The sequence below is a fragment of the Helicobacter zhangjianzhongii genome, from assembly GCF_030249855.1.
Taxonomy (GTDB): Bacteria; Campylobacterota; Campylobacteria; order Campylobacterales; family Helicobacteraceae; genus Helicobacter_B; species Helicobacter_B zhangjianzhongii.
On the sequence record NZ_JANURN010000023.1, the window covers coordinates 1 to 2923 of the forward strand.

The 2923-nt window shown below is 43.9% G+C and carries 1 protein-coding gene and 1 pseudogene; both read left to right on the forward strand.

Annotation, left to right across the window (positions count from 1 at the left end; translation table 11 throughout):
- A pseudogene (locus NYG90_RS10475) lies at positions 1 to 350 on the forward strand (hypothetical protein); the annotation flags it as partial.
- On the forward strand, positions 305 to 2923 hold a 2619-nt coding region (locus tag NYG90_RS10480; RefSeq protein WP_285265040.1), incomplete at its 3' end, for an MBOAT family O-acyltransferase. The pseudogene NYG90_RS10475 and the gene NYG90_RS10480, both read left to right, overlap by 46 nt.

Consider the following 2923-nt stretch of genomic DNA (forward strand, 5'->3'; position numbering starts at 1 on the left):
AAGGACCTCCTATGCTCTTTAACTCCTATCTTTTTATCTTTTGCTTTTTACCCATAGTGTGGGCTATCTTTCATCTCCTTAAAGCCCTTAGTATCACACAAAACTCTAGCGTGTATATGACCCTTGCTAAAGGCTTCTTAGTGCTAGCAAGCTTGTTTTTCTACGCCTATTGGAAGCTTATCTATCTGCCTATACTACTAGGCTCAATGCTTGTGAATTATGGTGTGGTTAGGGGGATTTTGCGTGGTAGAAACGGGGGGGGGGGGCAAAAGATTCAGCTTCGGGTAGTCATAGCGGCGATTTTGTGGATTTTAGGGCAACCGCAGACCACAAGTCTAGCTCTACCCTAAAATCCACAAAAAGCCCCACTAGCACTACCGCAAATCCTAGAATCTTTGGGAAAGATAGCCAAAAAAGGCTCAAGAATCCAACCGCGAGCGACTCTACACCACCAAAAAATACACAAAACGCCGATTCTAGCTCAAAAATCCTAGAATCCAAAATCGGCACTGAAACACAAATCACAAAAACCACCCAACCCCTAGAATCCTCGTTTTTACAAAGCCACGATTCTAAGGATAACGCCTATTTTCTGTCATTGCGAGACACTGCGCCAGCAGTGGCGTGGCAATCCACACAAACAAAGACACAAACCCTAGAATCCACTTTTGAAAACACCGCACAAAAAAGCAAAAAAGTGGATTCTACAAAGCAAGCCCATTTCTTGTCATTGCGAGCTTTGCTCCGCAAAGCGTGGCAAAGCGCAGCTTCTTTAGTAATCATAAATAAAAAAGTGGATTCTAGTTTTTCTACCCATAACACCCCAATGCAACAAACACCTAAGCAAAAAGTGGATTCTAACTTTGAAGTTATGGATTGCCACGCAACCGCTACCGCGCTTGCTCGCAATGACACAGAAAACGCCGCTAGTAAAAACGCGGATTCTAGCACCGCCACAACTCTCAACGAGCAGCCAAAGGATTCTAGGATTTCTATCCACAACGCTCAAAATGTGTTTGATAAAAAGTCGCAGGCGGAAGGATTTTGCGATGAAAAAGCAGGGTTGTGCAGTGGCGAGCAAGGAGATAAGACTTGTGGTCTATCGACGCAGGGAGCCACAAACTCCCTGCTTTTTCGCGCAAAACAAGCGAAGCGAAGTTTCTTTAGAAAACAAGCAAAGCGGTGCGAGCGTGAGCTCGCAGGTTTCTTTAGAAAGCCAACGCCCAAACCAAACCAAGCCCAATCCTCCAAAAAGCTCAATCACCCTAAAGCCCTTTTAATCCTTGGCATTATATTCAATCTCTGCTTGCTAGGTATCTTTAAATACACAGATTTTTTCTTAGAGAATTTCAATCTTTTTACCAAGCTTTTAGCTTTAGACTTTGCTATCCCTCTGCCGCATATTCTCCTGCCCTTAGCCTTATCGTTTGTAACATTCCAGCAAATCGCTTTTCTTGTGGATTGTTATAAGCAAGCCACAGAGAGAGAATCAGCCCCAGAATCCAGCAATCCAACACAAGAAATCCCATATATCAATTTCTTAGACTACTGCCTATTTATCACCTTCTTTCCTCAGCTAATTGCCGGACCAATTGTGCATCACAAAGAGATGATGCCGCAGTTTCACGCAATGGGCAGGAGGGCTTTGATCTTGGGCGAGCATTCCGCGTGTGAAAAATCGCCCTTCTTGTCATTGCGAGCCGACTTGTCGGCGCGGCAATCCATAAATAAAAAAGCGGATTCTAGATTTTCTACCCACAATGCCCCAATGCAACAAACACCTAAGCAAAACGCGGATTCTAGTGTGGATTGCCACGCCTTGCCTACCGACAAGGCTCGCAATGACAGAAATAACGCCACTTTTGGAAAAGTGGATTCTAACCTTGAAGCTGAAAATGTAAAAAACACCGCACAGGATTCTAGGATTTGCGATGAGAAATCTTTGCTTTGCGAGCCGCGCAAGGAGATAAGACTCGAGTGTCTATCGACGCAGCGCGGCGATGCAATCAAAGATTTATCGCGCAAAGCCGAATCCTCCAAAAAAACTGAATCGCTCCAAATGCAAAAGTCAACGCCTAGTATCATAAATTGGGAATACATCGCCAAAGGTCTCTTCATCTTCTCCATCGGTCTTTTTAAAAAAGTAGTCATCGCCGATAGCTTTGCCAAATGGGCAAATGCTGGATTTAGCGCGGTAGAAAATGGAGCTGTTTTAAATTGCTTAGAATCGTGGGCGACAAGCTTAAGCTACACCTTTGAGCTTTACTTTGATTTTAGCGGATATTGCGATATGGCAATAGGGCTGGGGCTACTTTTTGGGATCATTTTGCCTATCAATTTTAGCTCACCTTATAAGGCATTAAATATCGCGGAGTTTTGGAGAAAGTGGCATATCACTTTAGGGAGATTTTTGAAAGAGTATCTTTATATCCCACTAGGGGGCAATCAAAATATTAAACGCGTCTCTTTGACTCAAAATGGCGATTACAGCGGCGATTCTACACTCATTAGCATTCAAGGTAAATCCCTTGGATCGCCTTGTAAAGCCCCATTTTTAGCTCAAAGATACTGCCGCGAGCCTGCACCACAGAAAAAAGAATCGTGGCTTAATAATCTGCTTACTTTAAGAAATCTGTTTATCGTGGCGTTTTTAAGCGGAGTGTGGCACGGAGCTGGGTGGGGGTTTGTGATATGGGGGAGCTTGCACGGGCTAGCAATGGTGGGACATAGAATCTATATGCTTTTGTATAAAAAGCTGGATTCTAGGGGGGTATATGCTCGCTTTATGCAAAGCAAAGCCTATATCCTTCTGTGCTGGCTGCTTACTTTTAATTGTGTCAATATCGCTTGGGTGTTTTTTAGAGCTGAAAATGTGCAAGGAGCAATCAACCTGCTTAAAGGAATGTTTGGCGGAGAGGTGGTG